We start from the raw sequence: 18909 nt of genomic DNA, 5'->3' as shown, positions 1-18909 counted from the left end.
TCGATCGAATAAGCTTTCATTTTTTCTGCTGATGTACTGAATGTAGTGTACCACATTTACATGGAATTTGCTGTATAAAAAATGTGACTCTTGCTTCCTCCCCTTGACAAGGGGAGGGATCGAGTCTGCTTTTTAGTAAAATTTACCAGTAAATTGAACAAAAAGTCTCTTAGTCTTTCAAAAAAATCGGCTACTAGCCGAGGCGGTGATGTTGTTCTAATTCTAAACTAGAGTCATCCTCTTTTTTCGGAACCAGAAGCGTATTTTCGCTGCTCGGTTGCAACACGGCTTTAATCACTTGGAGAAAACGGTTAGGCTTTTTGGTTTGACCGTTGAGAGTGCGCCGGTCTTGCACTTTTTTAGAAAGGTGCCTCATCACAGATAAATCGAGTTCATCGATGAAATGGTCTGCTATACGTTCTCCCATTAAATCAATAGCTTCAGCATACTGATCGGTTAGCGTTTCTATGGCATCGTATGCTTCGTCAGCAACTTGACTTGCTACTGTTTTATTTTGGTCGCCCGGTGTCTGGGAATGGCTGCGGCGCCGATCTAAAAGACTTTGGTAATCCGCAATGCTCATTCCCAAATTGTAGAGATGGTGGTGAGCGTGATCCATCAAATCTACTTCACTGGGATAGAAGAAACCACGAGTGCTGTTAATGCCGTGCAGTTTTGCCCAACGCCGCAGAGTTGTTTCATCTTGCAGTTGGTATCGCTCCAACATTTGAGCTGTGTTCAGCTCTACTTCTGGCGTAACTTTGAAATCGCTCATCGGTAAATCCTCGCTGGTGAGTAAATAAATAAAATTGAAACTTAGAATGTGTGATTGGCGTACAGTCTGAAAATGATGATCAATCCTGTGACGGCATTGAGGGAAGTCTTGCGGGCATTTGCTAACCGTCGATCGTGCGATCGTGCGATCGAGTCAGAAGATTTCAGGGTAGCGTACTTTTGGGCTTTGTCTCGATCGCATCCGGGAGCAAGCACACAGGGTTAATAATATAGCTGATTTATGGTTTCAACAACCGTTAAAAATAGTAAAGTTTGATTGTTGGGCTTGAATTCTTAGTAATGTTGAGCTATAATATTCTCAATAACCGTGCAATTAGTAATTTTAGTAGTTGCAAACGAGATTCTTAGTATGCCTGTATACGATTATTTGTGTCCCGAAAACAACCAGCAGTTAGAAGTTTGGCACAGCATGAACCTGGAAGTTTCGACTTGGGCCCAACTGTGCGAGTTGGCTAAGTGCGAGCCCGGTGACACTCCCCCAGATGCTCCGGTACGCCGACTGCTGAGCGCTCCGAGGTTGATGAAGCCGACATCCGACACCGATTATAAAAATTCGGGTTTCAGCAAGTACGTGAAGCGGGATGAAGGGGTTTATGAAAATGTCACGGCTAAGGATGGTGAAAGCCGTATTGTCAATCGAGATGGTAAGCCGATTAAAGACTGAGAATCCATAATTATCAAGTTTTCAGTTGAGTGAATTACAGATATTATGTAGGGACACGGCAGCGCAGTGTCCTTTATTTGATCTATTAAAAACAGCTTATTATTCAGATTATATTAGTCTGATGCCGACACCACAAAACGCTCAACCGGACATAATATTATTGACCAAACCAATCTTTCATTTTTTGTTTGGCTTGTTCTTTAGTATCAGCATTAATGTATACTGAAACAGTAGCTATTGCCGCCAGCAATACTCCCAAATCGTCTGTAAATCCGATGCCGACTAATATATCGGGAATGGCATCGACAGGAGATATAAAATAGGTCAAAGCTCCAACTACAACTCCTTTTGCCCAAGCAGGCACCTTTGGGTTCTGAGCCGTATAGTATAGAATCAAAGCTTTTTCAACTACTTCTCTTCCTGCGGTTAAAGCAAAGTTTTTAAGTTTAGTCCAAAAACTTTCATCGGAATAGTTAATTTTGGGGTGGCTGAGGTTTGTTGTGGTTCCTTTTCGGTCGATCAAATCGAGAGGAATGCCCTTATTTTTGAGCTGAGAAACAGCAGAATTGAAGGAGGCTGATGCCTGATTTTTATTGGGCGCGGCCTCTCGTATTTGTTTCAGGTCTGCGATAAATTCCTGCATGGCTTGGATTTGCAAGTCAGAAACCGCCAGCAGTTTTTTGGCGGATTGGATCGCCTCGCTTTCTGCAGGATGCAGCGTCTTATTTGCCCCAACAATGTTAATTAAAAAATACATGACTCCCAAACGCAGCGCTTCTTCTGACTTGCTGAGTGTTTGCAAACAGTCGCTGAGTGATGGGGGACTGGCTGTGTAGGATTGGATTTGAGTTTTTGCGGAGTCAGAAAACTTGTCTAAATTTATGGTTTTAAACAACAAATCTAGTTCGTCAATATCAACGGAACCATCGGCGGCTGCGAGCGCAAACAAAGAACCATAAAAAGCTAAAAGTTCGCTTTCTGAGGATGTGGCAAAAATATCTCTCTCGGACATGATGCTACTCCGATTGATAAGGACGCTTTGCATTTTACCACAAAACTCAGCGCGCCATGATTTCAGAAACCGGCAATAATTTTAGACAGCATGAAACAAAGGAGAATTTTTTATGAAAGTTGCGATCGTCGGCTGCGGCTATGTGGGTACTGCGACAGCCAAACATTTACGCGGCAAATCTGATTGTACCGTGACGGCGACAACTACCACGGCGACGCGAGTAGTTGAGTTGGAGGGGGTCGCGCAGCGGGTAGCCGTGCTCAAAGGAAGTGACAAAGATGCCATGACGGCTGTATTGCAAGAACAAGATGCTGTTATGCTGTGCGTGGGTGCTCCAAATTCTCAGGCTTATCGGGAAAGTTATTTAGATACTGCGACAACTTTAGTATCGGTTTTAAAGCAGATACCGACAATCAAGCAGGTAATTTATACGGGTACTTATTCTGTGTATGGTGATCGCCAAGGTGAATTGGTAAATGAAGAATCACCCGTCGCACCGGCTAATCCAAATGGTGAAATTCTCGCAGAAACAGAACGGGTTTTATTAGCAGCATCTAGCCCCAATCTTCAAGTCTGCATTCTCCGTTTGGGAGGAATTTATGGGCCTGGGCGAGAATTAGTTAAAATCTTTGGAGGCTGGGCTGGTAGCACTCGTCCCGGTAGGGGGGAAGATGCTACTAATTGGGTGCATCGGGATGATATTGTTGGGGGGTTAACCTTTGCTTTGGAAAATCGATTGCAGGGAATTTACAATTTAGTCGGGGATGTGTCGCTATCCAGTGGTGAATTGCTCGATCGCATTTTTGAAGCTAATAATTTGCCTAAAGTTTCTTGGGATGGAAGCCCTAGCGTGCGGCCTTATAATGCTAGGGTGTCGAATCAAAAGATTAAGGCGGCTGGTTATCAATTTGTTCATCCTGAGATTAGGGATTTTTAGTTGGGCGATCGCTCTTTTTCTTTACCGCAGATGCAGGCGGATAGACGCGGATGAACGCGGATGAAGAAAGAGCGATGTTGACAGATTTAGATTTTTTCTTCATCTGCGTTCATCCGTGTTCATCTGCCGACATCTGCGGTTCAAAAAAAGCCATTTCAAGCACTAATTAACTTATCCCATAATCCCAGCAAAAAAGTCTATCGTCTCTTTCAACGCTTTCACAAACACATCAATCTCCTCGCGAGTATTGTAAAAATACAAACTCGCCCGCGCAGTAGATGAAATATTCAAATAGCGGTGCAAAGCTTGCGTGCAGTGATGCCCGGAACGAATGGCGACTCCCTCCTGATCTAACATGGTAGACAAGTCTTGAGGGTGAATTTCTCCCGCAGTAAATGCCGCCAAAGCTGCCCTACCTTCGCCGTTGCTGTCTGGTTGCGGGCCGTAAATTTTGATTTCGGGAATTTGCCGCAATTGTTGGAACATATAAGCAGTCAATTCAGCTTCGCAAGCGTGAATCTTATCCATGCCAATGTTACTAAGATAATCGATTGCTGCACCAAGGGCGATCGCCTCGCCGATTGCAGGCGTTCCGGCTTCAAATTTGTGCGGCAAATCGGCATAGGTGGAATAATCGAGAAACACGTCAGCAATCATCTCGCCACCGCCGAAAAACGGAGGCATTTCTCTCAGCAAGTCCAGTTTACCGTACAGAAAACCGATGCCAGTCGGAGCGCACATTTTGTGACCGGAAGCAACCAGCCAATCGCAATCTATTGCTTGCACATCTACTATCATGTGCGGCACGCTTTGGCAAGCATCTATTAAAACTCTTGCACCGTAAGTGTGGGCAATTTTGCAGATTTCTTTTACTGGACTGATGCAGCCCAAAGTATTAGAAACGTGAACGGTTGACACCAATTTTGTTTTATGGGAAATCAGGGTTTTAAACTGTTCCAAATCAAACTCGTTAGTTTCCGTTAACTCGACAAACTTCAGCACCGCACCGGTTCTTTGAGCAATCATTTGCCAGGGAACGAGATTGCTGTGGTGTTCCATCACCGACAGGATAATTTCGTCTCCGGCTTGCAGATTGCTCAAACCCCAAGAATAAGCAACCAAATTAATCGCTTCGGTGGCGTTGCGAGTGTAAACAATTTCTTGCCGCGATGCCGCATTTACAAACTCCGCAACTTTGTCTCTAGCACCTTCGTAAGCATCAGTGGCTTTGGCGCTGAGAGTGTGAGCGCCGCGGTGCACGTTTGCATTATATTGTCCGTAGTAATCACGCCAAGCGTTGAGTACAGCTAGGGGTTTTTGAGAGGTAGCTGCATTGTCTAAATAAACTAGCGGTTTACCATTTACTTTTTCATTCAAAATTGGGAAGTCGCCACGAACTTTTGAGGCAAGTGTTTTTTCTTGAATAAGTGTCATATTTTTTGAAGTTAGTGATTTGTCGTTGGGTGGGGGCGGGTTTACGAGATTGTTGGTTTTAGGCAATTATTATTCGTGAAACCCGCCCCTACAGGCTGTTATAAATGGTGCAAGATGTTGTAGGGACACAGCACTGCTGTGTCCTCTGTGTCCTCATCTTTATGAGTTATCCTTGGATAGCCACACAGGTAGAAAGCATTTTTGCCACGCCCAGAATCGGTAATTGATTGAGCATTTCCGCCGCGAAAGCATCGATTAGCAAATAGCGACTTCTTTCTAAATCCAAACCGCGACTTTGCAAGTAGAAAAGTTCATCATCTTCTAATTGACTGACAGTTGCACCGTGGGAACATTTAACGTTGTCGGCGACAATTTCTAACTGCGGTTTGGTATCTACGCGAGCTCTCGGCGACAGCAACAAATTCCGGCTTAACTGTCCGGCATCTGTCAATTGTGCGGCTTTGCGAACGAAAACTTTGCCGTTAAATACAGCGCGAGCTTTGTTACCGATAATGCACTTGTGCAATTGGCGGCTTGTACCGTGAGGGTGATTGAAATCGATTACACTGTGAGTGTCTGATAACTGTTCACCAAAGGCTACGGTTAAACCATTTAGAGTTGTTTCAGTGGCTTCGCCGCGCTGAAATACTTCTAAATTGTGCCGCGATATTTTGCCTCCCAAGCTGATAGCATGGCAAGTATAACGGCTATTACGAGATTGCTCGATCGCACTTTTGCCGATATGAACAACTTCCCCACCTTCCCGCTGAAGCCGAACGTGATTCACAGTAGCATTTTCGCCGACCATAACATCGGTTACAGCATTCGTAAATGCAGCGACATTTCCGATAGTTGTGTAATCCTCAACCAGCGTCACATTGCTTCCAGGCTCAGCTATGACTAAGCAGTGCGGCTGGCAGATGGTGGGAGATGTACCTGGTGCTGTCAGGAACAGCAAGTGAATCGGAAGGTCGATCGACATATTGGCCGGCACGAACACCACCGCAGAATCAGCCAAACCCGCAGTATTCAGCGCCGTAAACACCTCGGTTTGCTGTCTGTGCTTGCTCAAAACATCGCTGATGCGCCCTTGATATTTTTCGGGTACATTGGATAGATTACCTGCGTAAAAGTCGATCCTCTTCGAGGGCTCCGCTAACGGCAAATTCGGCAAATTCACCGTTGATAAATCCGGTGCATAAAAACCGTTGACAAATACCAATCTTAATGGTAAATCATCCCGATTTTTCACTGGCATAATGATATCAGCCAGCTTAACTTTTGACTGATTGCTCTGGGGTATATGAAAAGGAATTTGCAACACCGACGACAAATCAGTAAAGCGCCATTCCTCATCCCTCACCGTCGGAAAACTCGAAGCAAGCACGTATTCAGTCGCCGCATCCCGCAAATCCTGCAACCCGTAGGCCGCACTTTTGCTATTAGCAGCCTCCAACTTGCCGCACTGATTCACCAAATCAGTCAAAAACATTTCCCTACTAGCAACTTGCGTATTCATCATCGCGCGCCTACTCCTGCTGCTTCCTCTTCCACAACCCAGTCATAACCGCGCTCTTCCAATTCCAGCGCCAACTCTTTCGGGCCAGTCAAGATAATTCGGCCGGCTTCCATGACGTGAATAAAATCAGGAATAATGTAATTCAACAACCGCTGATAGTGAGTAATCACCAACATCGAATTTTCAGCATTTGACAAATGATTCACACCGCCGGCGACAATCTTGAGAGCATCGATATCCAAACCCGAATCAGTCTCGTCCAAAATAGCTAATTTCGGTTCCAACAACGCCATTTGTAAAATTTCATTCCGCTTTTTCTCGCCACCGGAAAAACCCTCATTTACGCTGCGGCCTAAAAAAGAATCATTCATCTTGACAATATCTAGCTTTTCCTCGATTAAATCTTGGAAATCAAAAGCATCCAATTCTTCCAAGCCGCGATGTTTGCGGTGAGAATTGTAAGCCACGCGCAAGAAATCCAGATTGCTAACGCCGGGAATTTCTAAAGGATATTGGAAAGCTAGGAATACGCCAGCCAGAGAACGTTCTTCCGGCGGTAATTCCAGCAAATTTTGACCCAAAAAAGTAACTTCTCCGCCCGTTACCGTATAAGCAGGATGACCAGCTAATATTTTGGATAAAGTGCTTTTTCCCGAACCGTTCGGGCCCATAATCGCGTGAATTTCACCCGATTTAATTTCCAGATTCAAACCCTTAAGGATTTGGGTATCTTCCACATTCGCAGTTAAATCGCGGACGGATAGCACCACTTGACTATTTTCAACAATCATCTATTTTTTTCCTTTTCCTCAATGCACTTTACAGTTTTTTCTTCTCGTTCTTCTCGTTCCTAGGCTGTACCCATTGGTGACAATTTAAGGTTAAACCGATAGTCCGCCAGGGAATGAATTCCCTGTCTCAAAGCTTAAGTCCTCTGAAGAGGACTGAGAAGAAAATTTTTAAACTCATTAGTCCTCTTTAGAGGACTTTAGCTATTAGCCAGGGAATTCATTCCCTGGCGGACGGTGGGCTTAAGTTGTCACCAATGGACTCGGCCTGGAAGGGTTTCTTGCCCGCGAAAATTATCCGACACTTCCTTCGAGTTTCAAACTCAACAGCTTATCAGCTTCCGCCGCAAATTCCATCGGTAACTGATTGAAAACATCTTTACAGAAACCGCTAATCATCATCGAAATAGCATTTTCTGCGGAAATTCCCCGCTGTGCGAAGAAGAACAATTGCTCTTCCCCAATCTTAGAAGTAGAAGCTTCATGTTCCACTTTAGCAGTATGGTTCTGCACTTGAATATAAGGGAAAGTATTCGCTTGAGCGTTGTCGCCAATCAACATGGAATCGCACTGAGAGTAATTGCGAGAGCCTTTAGCATTCGGCCCCATTTTCACCAAACCGCGATAGCTGTTGGATGAATTACCCGCAGAAATTCCCTTAGAAATAATCGTGCTGCGAGTGTTTTTACCAACGTGGATCATTTTGGTGCCGGTGTCAGCTTGCTGTTTGTTGTTTGTCAGCGCTACCGAGTAGAATTCGCCTACCGAGTTGTCGCCGACTAACACGCAACTGGGATATTTCCAAGTAATCGCGGAACCAGTTTCTACTTGTGTCCAAGAAATCTTAGAATTTACTCCCTGACACAAACCGCGCTTAGTCACGAAGTTGTAAATGCCGCCTTTGCCGTTGGCGTCGCCAGCGTACCAGTTTTGCACTGTGGAATATTTGATGTCGGCATTGTCCATTGTTACCAATTCCACGACGGCGGCGTGCAGTTGGTTGGTGTCAAACATGGGGGCGGTACAGCCTTCGAGGTAAGACACAGAACTGTTTTCTTCTGCGACAATTAAGGTGCGCTCGAACTGGCCGGAATCTCCGTTGTTGATGCGGAAATAGGTGGACAATTCCATCGGACATTTGACGCCTTTGGGAATGTAAACGAAGGAACCGTCGCTGAATACGGCGGAGTTGAGGGCTGCGAAAAAGTTATCGCCGACTGGTACGACGCTGCCGAGATATTTTTCTATTAATTCGGGATAATCTTTGACGGCTTCAGAAATGGAACAGAAAATAACGCCATCTTTGGCTAACTTTTCTCTAAATGTTGTGGCAATTGAAACGCTGTCGAAAACGGCATCGACGGCGACATTTCCCAGCCGTTTTTGTTCGGAGAGGGGAATGCCGAGTTTCTCGAAGGTTTCTAGGAGTGTCGGATCAACTTCATCCAAACTGTTGAGCTTTTTGGGCTTTTGTTTGGGCGCGGAATAGTAGATAATTTGTTGGTAGTCGATCGCGGGATAGTGGACGTGGGGCCAGGTGGGCTCGGTCATTGTCAGCCACTTGCGGTATGCTTTGAGGCGGAATTGCAGCATGAATTCCGGTTCGTTTTTCTTGGCGGAAATCAGGCGGACTACATCTTCGCTCAAGCCGCGGGGGATGGTGTCTGACTCGATGTCGGTGACGAAACCGTATTTGTAGGGCTGGTTGACTAAGGTTTTGACTGTGGTAGAACTCATTATTTTGCGTGTTCAGTGTTCTAGATAATGCTCTCTGGATGGCAGACTGGGCAATGCCTGTCTGGGCTTGAGCGAGTTCTGCTGGACTGCTCTGGGAAGTTAAACAACAATTTGGTTGCTTTACTATATTTTAAGCTACATTAACAATAGTGATATTGTCAAAGTCAAATTAATAATTTTTTGTGAAGATGATGGAGACTACTCAGCAGACTTCCACGAAACAAGACATCCTGCAATATTTGCTCAAGGTGGGGCAGGGGACGGCTATTGAGTTGGCGGAGTCTTTGGATATCAGCCCGCAGGCAATTCGCCGTCACTTGAAGGATTTGGAAGCGGAGGGGCTGATTCAGTATCAGTCGGTTCAGGCTGGGATGGGGCGGCCGCAGCACATTTATGAGCTTACCAGTTTGGGGCGCGATCGATTCCCGAATCGTTACGGCGATTTTGCAGTCTCTTTCTTGGATACTTTGGCGGAAACCGTCGGCCGCGAGCAAGTGATTACTATCCTGCGAAAACAGTGGCAGCGCAAGGCGACGGAGTATCGGCGGCTGGTGGGTGCGGGTTCGCTGGAAGAGCGGGTGACTAAGCTAATGGAACTCCGCAGGGCTGAAGGTTATATGGCTGAGTGTTATCCTGTAGAATCGGTAGAGGTTGGGATGTGCGATCGCGCGGGTTTGGGCGATCGATTTGTGTTGATGGAACACAACTGCGCGATTTCTAATGTTGCTGAAACTTTTCCGAGTGTCTGCGGTAATGAGTTGGAAATGTTTGCAGCGGTTTTGCCGGATTGCATTGTAGAGCGGACTCACTGGATTATTGATGGGGAACACCGCTGCGGTTATTTGATTGCAAAGAAGAATGAAGAAGTTCGGCAACGGATTTTCTAACGGATGTCACGGATGTCACGGATGAAAGTTCGGCAACGGATGAGTGTAACGGATGTCACGGATGTCAGGGATTACCAATTACCGATTAGCAATTACCAATTTTTAATATATGGAACCGCTAGCAGATTTTTTAAAGCCGGAAGAGTGTGCCGAAGTTGATATGGCGCTGCTGTCGTCGAAGGAGAAGTTTTCGGCACGGCTGGCAATTTATGCTTTGAGGGTGCTCAAGCAAATTTCTGAGGAGAGGGGTTTGCCGGTGGCTGAGGTGACTAATGGGCAGGTGATGGATTGGATTAAGAATGATGAGAGTATTAAAGGGTCGCTCGAACTTGATGCGAGTTTTGAAAACTTTTTTACGAATTTGGTAATTGCGTCTTTGCGGCCTTTGAGGCAAATTGCGACAGAATCGGGAGGGGCGATCGAACAATTAACAGTTAAGCAGGTCGTGGCGTGGTTTGAGAAGGACGGGAAGATTCGCAGAGAACAGGGAACCGAGGCGGCGTTTTTGGACTTGTGAGTTAAAGGTCGATCGGCCCATCTGGCCAATAATACGTCAAACTCGGCTATTGGGGGCTGTTTCGGGCGCTCGAAAAAAAGTTTTGATAAAGGGGTTGACAGACAAAGGAAAACTTGATAAGGTAATTAAGTCGAGCGAAAGAGATGCAGCGCATCAAACTGAACGCAGACACAGGATTAAAAGTTTTCAAAGCTTTCCTGGTGCTTATGATGTAATGGAACCACTCCGATCCATCCCGAACTCGGTTGTTAAACGTTGCTATGGCGAAGATACTCGGCGGGTCACTGCCCGGTAAAATAGCTCAGTGCCAGGTTAATAATAAATTAAAGCTCTTTTCCCGCAACAACGGAAAAGGGCTTTAGTTTTTTGGTGAGTGATTAGGCATCTACACAACAGCAAGTCTTGGGCCACAGGATGCCTAAACTATACTCCCCACAAGAATTGTTAGAGATGTCTTTGGTGCCAGTTTTGTAGAAATCTAAATATTCTGGGCCAGCAGCAGATTTTGGGTCGCTCGAACTTGATGCTACTTTGGAAAACTTTTTTACGAATTTGGTGGTGGCGTCTTTGCTGCCTTTGAGGCAAATTGCGACAGAAGCCGAAAGGGCGATCGAACAATTAACAGTTAAGCAGGTTGTGGCGTGGTTTGTGAAGGACGGGAAGATTCCCACAGAACAGGGAACCGAGGCGGCTTTTTTGGACTTGTGAGTTAAAGGTCGATCGGCAACACTGGCAAATAATACGTCAAACTCGGCTATTGGGGGCGGTTTCGGGCGCTCGAAAAAAAGTTTTGATAAAGGGGTTGACAGACAAAGGCAAACTTGATACAGTAATTAAGTCGAGCGAAAGAGATGCAGCGCATCAAACAAAACGCAGACACAGGATTAAAAGTTTTCAAAGCTTTCCTGGTGCTTATGATGTAATGGAACCACTCCGATCCATCCCGAACTCGGTTGTTAAACGTTGCTATGGCGAAGATACTCGGCGGGTCACTGCCCGGTAAAATAGCTCAGTGCCAGGTTAATAATAAATTAAAGCTCTTTTCCCGCAACAACGGAAAAGGGCTTTAGTTTTTTGGTGAATTATTACTCATCTACACAAAAGCTCGTCTAGGGCCCTTTGTAGAAATCTCAATATTCTGGGCCAGCAGCAGATTTGTGGTCGATCGAACTTGATGCGAGGAAGGAAAACTTTTTTACGAATTTGGTAATTGCGTCTTTGCGGCATGAGAGGCAAATTGCGACAGAATCGGGAGGGGCGATCGAACAATTAACAGTTAAGCAGGTTGTGGCGTGGTTTGTGAAGGACGGGAAGATTCGCAGAGAGTAGGGTGTCGAGGCGACTTTTTTGGATTTGTGAGTGAAAGGTCGATCGGTCTTTAACTCACAAACCCGGCCTGAAACCCAAATAATTCGAGCTGTTTCGGGCGATCGAAAAAAAGTTTTGACTTTGGGGTTGACAGACAGGGGAAAACTTGATAAGGTAATTAAGTCGAGCAAAAGAGATGCAGCGCATCAAACTGAACGCAGACACAGGATTAAAAGTTTTCAAAGCTTTCCTGGTGCTTATGATGTAATGGAACCACTCCGATCCATCCCGAACTCGGTTGTTAAACGTTGCTATGGCGAAGATACTCGGCGGGTCACTGCCCGGTAAAATAGCTCAGTGCCAGGTTAATAATAAATTAAAGCTCTTTTCCCGCAACAACGGAAAAGGGCTTTAGTTTTTTCACATAATATTTTCACATAATATTTTCACATAATATTTTCACATACTATTTTTGCCCCGTCTGCTCCAACGCCCTGCTAGAAGGCGCTTTGGCGGCAATTTCACAACTTCTCTGCCACTTTCAGCTTGTTTCTTCTCCAAGTCGGCAAATATTGCGTCCAAGAAGTCATAATTGAAAGACTTGGCATACTCTTCACGAATTTTGTGAATTTCTTCTACGATTTCATCTGTCAGCATAAATTAATTTCCTAGTAATTCATAAGGCGTACAAAGAATCGGTAATTCGTACCCGCAATCAAAGCTGATTTCTGCAAGTTTTCCCTGGATTTGAGCGTTTGCGATATGCTTGCAGTTCCAGGTTAACAGGTAATCCAAACCGTGAACGGTTGCTGCTGCAATGTGAATTGCATCGATATGTGCTTTAGGGGGAAGATTGCTGCGTGCAAGAAATTGTGCGGCTAAGTCTCGGACAGCTCGATCTCATTCCAGCAATGGAACACCGCGAAGGAGTTCCATAGGTTGAACCGCAATCTCTGCGTCTCCTTGTGCTACCTCGTTTAGGACAGCCTGTGAGATGTACAGTGTGAAAGCACTGCGGCGATACTCCCACCAATCTTTTGTGACCTCGATATTGGCAGCCAGGATTAGGTTTTTGGTCGATCGAGCTGTGAGGTAGCCCAAGATGCTGGTTTCAATGTAGAGGGTTTCACTCATACGGGATAGGTTGATAGCCTCTTCATTTTAAACCCAACCATTCCTCGTTGTAAAACTCCTGCATCGCATAGGATCATAGCTCTAAACCTTATTGCCGATACTTGTTGAGTAGGACTTGCTGATATTCGCTCTCAGGCTCATTAGTCATTACTTCCAAGCGATCGACTTCCTCGAACCATTTTGCCCAAGCTTTGGCAATATCGTCTGGGAGTTGGGGTTCAGCTATTCTATTTTGGTGCTTGTGCATCACAAAGTCGAGGAAGTCACTGACTTCTGGCAAGAATGATTCTGGAAGTGGCTGCAATAAGGACGATCGTAATATTAGGAATAGTCATAATAATTGCCCATTCCAGTCGTTTTTATTTTAATACAATCATAACAAGCGATCGCCCTTAATCTTAGCAGTCAACAGTGGGCGATCGCATCTTTCCTAGTTTTCTAACGGCAAAGGTGAGCCGCGGCTAGTAACCTTTGCTCGCTCGAAATATTACTTGGGAACACAGGACCAACTATGCTTGCATTTGGGACAGCTTAAATTCAGTTGTCCTAAATTACTTGGAGCGCGTAGCTTTTGAGAACAATTTGGACAAGCAATAACTACTTTTATAGGTTGAGTTATTGGGCTATCTGAAAAAAGTTGCTCTAAAAGTTCATAGACTTCACTAAGGGAAATATGACCATTTTCTAACGATTGCACCAATTGATGAGCATCGTCAGGACTAATTAAATTATTGGTGACTGCTTCTTTCAGCACCAAATAAAATCTTGTCTTATCCTGCTCATCAAAGTTAGACCGTCTCTCTTTAGCTTCAACTTCTCTTAACTGTTCTTCATACTCATTCAATAACTGCTTGCGTTTACCTTCATGAAAGCCACCATCTTTGATGAATCTCGATACACCATATACAGTGGCTCCGCCAACTACAGCAGCACCCGCAACGAGGGCAGCAGGAGCAGCTACAAGCATACCAAGACCTGTTACGGCTGTGAAAATAGGTATGGAAGCTGTGGTTGACCCTAAAATTGCTGCTGCTGCTCCTGCTCCACCAGCGCCTAATGCAGTCACTCCAGCATCAGCAATAAGTCCCACTCCATCACTCGGATTATTCTTTAGTTCTTCAATTAGTTTGAGCAGTTGTTCTTTCGTCAATTCTTGCTTGTTAGACATTATTAAATCTCAGTAATTTCAGGTTGGAGATTAAGCAGTAATAACGTTACGAAATACAGTATTGAATACGTCTGCAAACAGAGAAAAGAAATGTTGAACAATTTCACCAACATCTTCACCCACGTTTGGAAATTGTTTGTCTAGTCTATGCCCAACCACTGCACCCATTACAGTAACAGTTATTCCCAATGCTGCTGCCACCGGAACTAAAACTTGCCCTAAAAATGGTATTGAAGTTATTAAACCTGCAATAGCAGCCCCAACTACAGCACCTATCCCAGCACCGACTACTAAAAATGGATGAGCCTTAACGAACTTAAGAATTTTTAGCAGCACAATTTTTCCAACAGCAAAAACTTTACCTCCAACCTTTTTTGTAAAGGTAATTAGCTCATGCAATCGACTGATAAATTCTTTGGGAAGCCCAAGCTCTTGAAGTTGCGCGTATACTTCACTACTTTTTATTGACTCAGCTTCTGCATTCCAAAGTGCAAGTTTTAAATTTGCTTGTCCTGGAGATAAATTTTGATTGTTCATCTGTAACTCCTGATACTGGCTGCTACATAACTTGTCCTACCTAATTGTAATAAAATTTTAGGATAAAGCCTCAGCGAAATTACGTAAACTTATACACGCTACAAATTTACGAGTGCGAGCACACCGCTCCGACTCACAACTTCATAATAAAGCACTTCTGTCTGAAGAGGCTCAGGAAGTTCTGCTAATTTTTCTAAAATTACTGGCTGTATCATGGTTTCTACTTGCGATCGATACCCATCAACTCCATTAAAGCACCAACACCAAATATCAGCAACAGAATACCCCATGATCTAGCCCGATCGCCCCCGCCTCCCAAATTGCGATCGCACTGACACCCTCATTATTTTGCAACTTGCCTAAAATCCCCCGATCGACTATTCTTCCTAGTAGATATGATCTTGATATAACAACTGACAAAAACATGACAGCAATATTACCGCCTTGGATAGTTTTAGACTCCCTATTGCACAACTGGCTACTAGAAGATATCGGTAGGGGCGATCGCACAACATCGGCCTTATTTCCCGCAAACAGCATCCAGGGTAAGGCTAAATGGATTGTCAAAGAAGCTGGAGTCATAGCCGGATTGCCAATTGCCGATCGCACATTTAAACTTTTAGATAGCAGCCTCAGTTTCATCCCCCAAGTACCGGAAGGGAAACTGTGCGAAAAAGAAGAAGTAATCGCCGAGATTTCCGGCAATTTCGAGGCGCTGCTAACCGGAGAAAGAGTAGCATTAAACTTGGCAATGCGTTTGAGCGGCATCGCTACTTTAACTCAGAAATATGTTGACAGAATTGCCGATTTGCCAGTGCAATTAGTGGATACGCGCAAGACAACGCCGGGGTTGAGATTGTTGGAAAAATACGCAACTCAAGTCGGCGGTGCTTGCAATCACCGGATGGGATTAGATGACGCGGTGATGATTAAAGACAATCACATTGCGGCGGCTGGAGGAATTGCAGAGGCGATCGCCCTAATTCGCAATTCTATCCCCTATCCGCTGACGATCGAAGTCGAAACCGAAACTCTCGCCGAAGTAGAAACAGCTTTGCAGCACAAAGCCGATATTATCATGTTAGATAATATGTCCTTTGATTTGATGCGGCAGGCTGTCGCCATAATTCGCCAAAAGAGTGATCCGGTAAAAATAGAAGCTTCCGGCAATGTTACTTTAGAAACAATTAGAAGTGTAGCCGAAACCGGAGTTGACTATATTTCTACCAGTGCTCCGATTACGCGATCGACTTGGCTGGATTTGAGCATGAAAATTAATAGTTAGTTGACTGTTGACTGTTGACTGTTGTGATATCAAATCAGGGTTAAATACTCTCTTGATCTCTTAGTCTCGCGTTGCCCGGAATTCCTTTGTGTGCTCGCGTTGGTAGCGGTTTCAACCGCTTAGTGATAAAGAAGTTAATGAACCCGGATTTAGTATCATTAGTCAGTAGTAACAAGGCTAATTTTCAATTCCCAATTCCCCATTCCCCATTCCCAATTACTTAGAGATAAAATGAACCCAAAAATTCCCGTCAGGCATACACACGCTGCGGATTAAGCGATAGGGATAGTGCAAGTAGGCACCGCTGACACTTGTATCGTAGCCACTTCCTAACCACTCACCATAGGGATCGTGGACGAAGAATCCCTCGCTGTCGTAGCCTGATGCAACTATAATGTGACCGAAAGACGTAAAGTATCCGTGGATGACAGCAGGATTTCCGGTGGCGAGCCAATCTTGAACGTCATCAATAGTTGCATTCTCGGTAAAGAAATCTTGAGCGCCGTAATCTCTAACAATCTTTGCTAAATCGTAGGGGTCCCAGCGACTGTAACCTTTGGCGATCGCATATTCGTAAAGTTCATCTTCATATTGCCCGGTTTGTTTGCGCCGCGGCACTCTCAAAAAGTCCAGACACATCGCTATTGAAGTTACATTGCAAGAACCTGTAGGATTATTCAAGTTATCCAGTTGCGATAGATAAGGAATGCCAAGCCTGACTGTTGGGGGATTCGGTTTGGGATAAAACAGAACGCTGTCTTGAGTAACTTGAGCGTGTGCTCCGAAAACATACCAAATTCCTGAATCTTTGAAAGACTCGTTGCGGAGAGCAACTCTGATGTGACCGCGAGCCGGGGCAAAAGCCAAGATTTCAAACTCTTTTCCGGCTGGTATTACTTGTTTTTCCGAGTCCTGAAGTTGAGAAGACGCCAGCGGTTTTGATTTAAAAATAGTGTCTCTGAGCGTTTTCAGGATCAGGGGATGTGTGGGAATCTCCTCTGGTTTGGTTTCAATCAGCTTTTTGGCTGTGACTGCTCCCAAAAAACCCGCTTCGCCGCACTTCATCAGAGTTTGAAATCGGTGGAGGGTGGCGGTAGAGAGAGGGCCAAAAATTCCGTCTACGGGAGGCTTCAGTAAACCCAGGTCAATGAGGCGGCTTTGAATTTGGGCACTGAGTTCGTCGTCTGCAGCGATTGCTTTGGCATCGTACCTAATGTTTGAGTTGAGAAAGTTTTGTAATTTCATGCTTGCGTCCGTGCCCCTGTCAATCGATTTTAGATTTTAGATTTTAGATTTTAGAATTACGATGCCGATCAATCCGGTTTCCCTAGACTAAATTGCTTGCTCCTCAATAATTCCCAGTTTATCGTCTCATAAAATTACGGTAATTTTGCCGATCAACCGATTTTAGATTTTAGATTTTAGATTTTAGATTTTAGAATTACGATCGCCGATAAACCCGGTTTCCCTAGACTAAATTGCTGGCTCGTCAATAATTCCCTGTTTATCGTCTCATCAAATTACGGTAATTTTGCCGATCGCACGTACCTTAAAGGCTTCATATTAATTATTTGATACAAAACCTTCAAGGCGCGGGCCGATCGAATTTCACGCACTATTGACTAAAAATCCCTGGTGCGCCTTGACATTGTTTCTGCCGAATGGCGAAGGCAGTTGGATGGCTCAAAAGCAGAGGGATGGCAGAATTCCCCTGTTGAGGCGAAGTCAGATTTATGCTTCGTCGGGGCGAATTACCACAACACCCATTGCGTCGGGAGAGAGATATTTGACGGCGGCTTCTCGGAGATCCTCGGCAGTCTGAGCTTGGATGCAGGCGGCATAGTTGAGGGCGGGAGCGATATCTCCTACCATCGACTGATAGTAACCGTACAAACTTGCTCGATCGCTCGGAGTTTCGTTACCAAAGATAAACCGATTTGCTACTTGAGTGCGGATGCGGGAAATTTCGGCATCTGTCACCAGTTCGGTTTGGAGAGTGCGGATGTGTTGGACGATCGCAGCTTCCACTGCTGCCAAGTTTTCTGTCGGTAGTTGAGCGGAAATCGAGAAGATGCCACCGAGTCGCTGAGTCATGTTGCTGACTGAAATTGACGACACTAGCCCTTTTTCTTCGCGCAAATCCTGAACTAAGCGAGTTGTGCGGCCGTGACCCAATATTGTCGCCAAAACGTCCAGGGCATAAGTTTCGGACATTTCCATGAAACCTGGCACTCGCCACATCACGATCAATCGGGCTTGCTGAAGGGCAGAGTCTACAAATTCGCGGCGGACTGTTTCTGTAAACGGCGATTCTTGGCCGTAGTTCAGGAGTTGGGGTTCTGGGTGAAATTTGCCGACAGCAGGCACATTTATTTTGTTGTTTTGTGCTGTACTTTTTGCTGCAAAACTGTCTGCGACAATTTCTATTAGTTGCTCGACAGGCAAATTGCCGACAGCTACGGCTGTCATGGCCCCTGGGTGATATCTGCTGCTGTGGAAATCCCGCATTTGTTGGGCTGTCAACTGTTCGATTACCGCAGTCGGGCCGAGTACCGGTCGCTTGTAGGGCAAAACTTCAAACGCTAATTCCATCGATCGCTGATAGGTGCGGCGGCGGGGATTATCTTCCGATCGTCTAATTTCTTCTAAGACTACCAGCCGTTCGCGATCAAAGGCGTCGTCGGGAATGCTGGCGTTGAGCAACACATCGACTTGCAGGGGAGCTAGTTCGGCAAAATCTTTAGGAGCTGTGGTGATGTAATAGTTAGTGTAATCTTGGCTGGTGGCTGCATTGGTGACAGCGCCGCGCTGCTCGATCGCGCGCTCAAATTCGCCACTGGGAATGCTCGGAGTTCCCTTAAAAATCATGTGTTCTAAAAAGTGAGCCATGCCGTTAATGTTGTCGGGTTCGACGGCTGAGCCTAAATTGAGCCACACGCTGAGGTTAACAGCATCAACCGGCAAGTGTTCGGCTATAACGGTGAGGCCGTTGGGGAAATGGCGGATTGTTGGGGCGTTGAGGGGCGATCGGGCTGAGGTTTTGAGCAGGGTTGATGTCATTTGGCTTTTAAATTTATCTTGTTCTCTATATCTTAAAGGGTCTTTAAGGAAGAGCTCAGGCATTGGGCATTTGGGGCAAAAAATGCGACTTTGGGTATGGAGGGTAATGCACGCACCGAGTTTTTCG

General features: G+C 45.3%; 21 protein-coding genes, 3 rRNA genes and 1 pseudogene. 11 read left to right on the top strand and 14 right to left on the bottom strand.

Annotation, left to right across the window (positions count from 1 at the left end):
* Positions 1–193: 193 nt before the first annotated feature.
* Positions 194–775 carry a hypothetical protein gene (locus tag QUA90_RS09475; RefSeq protein WP_333084571.1) on the bottom strand — a complete coding sequence of 194 codons (582 nt, stop codon included), beginning with the start codon at positions 773–775 and terminating at the stop codon, positions 194–196.
* A gap of 72 nt (positions 776–847) precedes the next feature.
* Between QUA90_RS09475 and QUA90_RS09470 the strand changes: the two genes are divergently transcribed.
* Together QUA90_RS09470 and QUA90_RS09465 are read left to right on the top strand one after the other, a co-directional pair.
* Complete coding sequence (locus QUA90_RS09470; protein WP_333383803.1) at positions 848–1000, top strand: hypothetical protein; 153 nt, start codon at positions 848–850, stop codon at positions 998–1000.
* A 144-nt stretch (positions 1001–1144) separates the two neighbouring features.
* The gene (locus QUA90_RS09465) at positions 1145–1459 is read left to right on the top strand and encodes a zinc ribbon domain-containing protein (RefSeq protein WP_333323301.1); all 315 of its coding nucleotides are present in this window, start codon (positions 1145–1147) and stop codon (positions 1457–1459) included.
* A 157-nt stretch (positions 1460–1616) separates the two neighbouring features.
* Here QUA90_RS09465 and QUA90_RS09460 read toward each other — a convergent pair whose 3' ends face one another.
* Entirely contained in the window at positions 1617–2471 is an 855-nt protein-coding gene (locus QUA90_RS09460) for a DUF1232 domain-containing protein (protein WP_333445135.1), read from the bottom strand.
* A gap of 112 nt (positions 2472–2583) precedes the next feature.
* Between QUA90_RS09460 and QUA90_RS09455 the strand changes: the two genes are divergently transcribed.
* Positions 2584–3408 (top strand): NAD-dependent epimerase/dehydratase family protein, encoded by an 825-nt coding sequence (locus QUA90_RS09455; RefSeq protein ID WP_333445133.1) that lies wholly within the window; start codon positions 2584–2586, stop codon positions 3406–3408.
* A 171-nt stretch (positions 3409–3579) separates the two neighbouring features.
* Here QUA90_RS09455 and QUA90_RS09450 read toward each other — a convergent pair whose 3' ends face one another.
* The 4 genes from QUA90_RS09450 to sufB all read right to left on the bottom strand — a co-directional run bounded on the left by QUA90_RS09450 (position 3580) and on the right by sufB (position 8886).
* On the bottom strand, positions 3580–4842 hold the full coding sequence (locus tag QUA90_RS09450; protein WP_333445131.1) for a SufS family cysteine desulfurase: 1263 nt from the start codon (positions 4840–4842) through the stop codon (positions 3580–3582).
* A 166-nt stretch (positions 4843–5008) separates the two neighbouring features.
* Entirely contained in the window at positions 5009–6364 is a 1356-nt protein-coding gene (gene sufD / locus QUA90_RS09445; RefSeq protein WP_333445129.1) for a Fe-S cluster assembly protein SufD, read from the bottom strand.
* Positions 6361–7152 (bottom strand): Fe-S cluster assembly ATPase SufC, encoded by a 792-nt coding sequence (gene sufC, locus QUA90_RS09440; RefSeq protein ID WP_333445127.1) that lies wholly within the window; start codon positions 7150–7152, stop codon positions 6361–6363. The genes sufD and sufC overlap by 4 nt, the downstream gene beginning before the upstream one ends.
* Before the next feature lie 291 nt (positions 7153–7443).
* Positions 7444–8886: a Fe-S cluster assembly protein SufB gene (gene sufB, locus QUA90_RS09435; RefSeq protein ID WP_333445125.1), complete on the bottom strand. Its 1443-nt coding sequence runs from the start codon at positions 8884–8886 to the stop codon at positions 7444–7446.
* Positions 8887–9074: 188 nt separating this feature from the next.
* Between sufB and sufR the strand changes: the two genes are divergently transcribed.
* From sufR to rrf (QUA90_RS09400), 7 genes are all read left to right on the top strand, one after another.
* Positions 9075–9773: an iron-sulfur cluster biosynthesis transcriptional regulator SufR gene (gene sufR, locus QUA90_RS09430; protein ID WP_333323290.1), complete on the top strand. Its 699-nt coding sequence runs from the start codon at positions 9075–9077 to the stop codon at positions 9771–9773.
* A 109-nt stretch (positions 9774–9882) separates the two neighbouring features.
* Positions 9883–10290 carry a hypothetical protein gene (locus QUA90_RS09425; protein WP_333445123.1) on the top strand — a complete coding sequence of 136 codons (408 nt, stop codon included), beginning with the start codon at positions 9883–9885 and terminating at the stop codon, positions 10288–10290.
* Positions 10291–10486: 196 nt separating this feature from the next.
* A 5S ribosomal RNA gene (gene rrf / locus QUA90_RS09420) occupies positions 10487–10603 on the top strand.
* Between the two features lie 218 nt (positions 10604–10821).
* On the top strand, positions 10822–10998 hold the full coding sequence (locus QUA90_RS09415; RefSeq protein ID WP_333383814.1) for a hypothetical protein: 177 nt from the start codon (positions 10822–10824) through the stop codon (positions 10996–10998).
* 196 nt (positions 10999–11194) lie between these two features.
* A 5S ribosomal RNA gene (gene rrf, locus QUA90_RS09410) occupies positions 11195–11311 on the top strand.
* 134 nt (positions 11312–11445) lie between these two features.
* Positions 11446–11619 (top strand): hypothetical protein, encoded by a 174-nt coding sequence (locus QUA90_RS09405; RefSeq protein ID WP_333383816.1) that lies wholly within the window; start codon positions 11446–11448, stop codon positions 11617–11619.
* Between the two features lie 228 nt (positions 11620–11847).
* Positions 11848–11964: ribosomal RNA gene (gene rrf, locus QUA90_RS09400) — 5S ribosomal RNA — on the top strand.
* 93 nt (positions 11965–12057) lie between these two features.
* Here rrf (QUA90_RS09400) and QUA90_RS09395 read toward each other — a convergent pair.
* The 6 genes and pseudogenes from QUA90_RS09395 to QUA90_RS09370 form a co-directional block, all read right to left on the bottom strand.
* Positions 12058–12255, bottom strand: a complete 198-nt coding sequence (locus QUA90_RS09395; RefSeq protein ID WP_333383819.1) for a hypothetical protein — start codon at positions 12253–12255, stop codon at positions 12058–12060.
* A gap of 3 nt (positions 12256–12258) precedes the next feature.
* Positions 12259–12732: pseudogene (locus QUA90_RS09390) on the bottom strand (type II toxin-antitoxin system VapC family toxin).
* Between the two features lie 88 nt (positions 12733–12820).
* Positions 12821–13012, bottom strand: coding sequence for a hypothetical protein (locus QUA90_RS09385; protein WP_333445120.1), 192 nt, complete (start codon positions 13010–13012; stop codon positions 12821–12823).
* 207 nt (positions 13013–13219) lie between these two features.
* Positions 13220–13900, bottom strand: coding sequence for a hypothetical protein (locus QUA90_RS09380; RefSeq protein WP_333445118.1), 681 nt, complete (start codon positions 13898–13900; stop codon positions 13220–13222).
* A gap of 30 nt (positions 13901–13930) precedes the next feature.
* Positions 13931–14437: a hypothetical protein gene (locus tag QUA90_RS09375; protein WP_333445116.1), complete on the bottom strand. Its 507-nt coding sequence runs from the start codon at positions 14435–14437 to the stop codon at positions 13931–13933.
* Positions 14438–14535: 98 nt separating this feature from the next.
* Positions 14536–14727: a hypothetical protein gene (locus QUA90_RS09370; RefSeq protein ID WP_333445115.1), complete on the bottom strand. Its 192-nt coding sequence runs from the start codon at positions 14725–14727 to the stop codon at positions 14536–14538.
* A 134-nt stretch (positions 14728–14861) separates the two neighbouring features.
* Here QUA90_RS09370 and nadC point away from each other — a divergent pair, with 134 nt between their 5' ends.
* The gene (nadC, locus tag QUA90_RS09365; protein WP_333445113.1) at positions 14862–15722 is read left to right on the top strand and encodes a carboxylating nicotinate-nucleotide diphosphorylase; all 861 of its coding nucleotides are present in this window, start codon (positions 14862–14864) and stop codon (positions 15720–15722) included.
* A 216-nt stretch (positions 15723–15938) separates the two neighbouring features.
* On the opposite strand, the gene QUA90_RS09360 is transcribed toward nadC, so the two are convergent.
* Both QUA90_RS09360 and QUA90_RS09355 read right to left on the bottom strand, forming a co-directional pair.
* Positions 15939–16967: a C39 family peptidase gene (locus QUA90_RS09360; RefSeq protein ID WP_333445111.1), complete on the bottom strand. Its 1029-nt coding sequence runs from the start codon at positions 16965–16967 to the stop codon at positions 15939–15941.
* Between the two features lie 486 nt (positions 16968–17453).
* A complete protein-coding gene (locus QUA90_RS09355) occupies positions 17454–18782 on the bottom strand; it encodes a pitrilysin family protein (protein ID WP_333445109.1) in 1329 nt (442 codons plus the stop codon).
* Between the last annotated feature and the right edge of the window lie 127 nt (positions 18783–18909).

The sequence above is a fragment of the Microcoleus sp. D3_18_C4 genome, assembly GCF_036702355.1.
Lineage (GTDB): Bacteria > Cyanobacteriota > Cyanobacteriia > Cyanobacteriales > Microcoleaceae > Microcoleus.
Note: the sequence above shows the minus strand (reverse complement) of the source record. Positions and strands in the feature narration are given on the sequence as shown.